Here is a 1,198-nt window from a genome sequence, read left to right as displayed (position 1 = left end):
GATGAGCCGCCACACCGGCATTAGACACCCTAAAGAAATTCCTTGCCCCCCTAACCTCCGCAAGGTGATAATTACTCAGTCGGCCCGCGACAGCAGTGCCGAATAGTTTCAGCAACGATGCTAGGAGACCGCATGATCACGAAGGACTCGACCCTCGAAGAAGCTGTAGCGCAGGTAACCTCGGTAGCTGCCGCTCACGCCCAACAGGTCGATACTGAGGGAACGTACCCCGTTGATTCAGTTGCGGCTCTCCGGTCGAGCGGGTTGCTCGGTCTGGTGATCAGTGAGGAAGCTGGCGGCATGGGGGCCGGGCCTGTTGAGTTCACGGAAGTGTTGGGCTCCATCGCGGCGGCGTGCGGATCCACGGCGATGATTTACCTGATGCACGTCGCGGCTGCCGTGACGGTGGCATCCGCCCCGCCCGCAGCGATGCCGGACCTTCTGTCGCGGATGGCTTCCGGTGAGGTGCTCGGCACGCTCGCGTTCAGTGAGAAAGGGTCGCGGTCGCACTTTTGGGCTCCTGTGTCGGAGTCGGTGGCGGACGGGGACGACGTTCGCTTCTCTGCCTATAAAAGTTGGGTGACCTCGGCTGGCTACGCCGATGTCTACGTCATGTCATCCAAGAGTGCGGTCGACCCGGAGACCGTAGACCTGTATGCGATCCCGGCCGGCACCGAGGGCTTGGATATCGCCGGGCCCTGGAGCGGACTGGGACTTCGGGGAAATGCATCGAGCCCGATGGCAATAGATGTGACCATTCCCGCGAGCTATCGCATCGGCGACCCGGGCAGCGGGTTCGGCACAATGATGGCCACGGTGCTGCCCTGGTTCAACCTCGGCAATTCGGCCGTGTCGCTCGGGCTCTCCACCGCAGCAGTGGATGCCGCTGTCGCCCACGTGACCGGTGCCCGGCTGGAGCACTTAGATCAGGCGCTTTCCGCATTGCCGACTATCCGGGCGCAGATTGCGAAGATGAGCATCGCGTTGGCGGCGCAGACGTCCTATCTCGCGCAGGCGGCCGCGAAAGTGGCGACCCCGACCGCAGACACGGGCCTGTTCGTGCTCGGGGTGAAGGCCTCGGCAAACGATGCCGCGCTGATCATCACCGAATCGGCCATGCGGGTGTGTGGCGGTGCGGCGTTCTCGAAACATTTGCCCATCGAGCGGGCGTTTCGGGACGCGCGCGCGGGGTCGGTCA

At 63.6% G+C, this 1,198-nt stretch carries 1 protein-coding gene; it reads left to right on the top strand.

The features are described from left to right. Window positions 1–132 precede the first annotated feature (132 nt). Window positions 133–1,198: acyl-CoA dehydrogenase family protein (locus JF66_RS19040; RefSeq protein WP_035880453.1), on the top strand; the 1,066-nt coding region annotated here is incomplete at its 3' end.

Source organism: Cryobacterium sp. MLB-32 (assembly GCF_000738085.1).
Classification (GTDB): Bacteria; Actinomycetota; Actinomycetes; order Actinomycetales; family Microbacteriaceae; genus Cryobacterium.
This window is presented reverse-complemented; position numbering and strand designations above follow the sequence as displayed.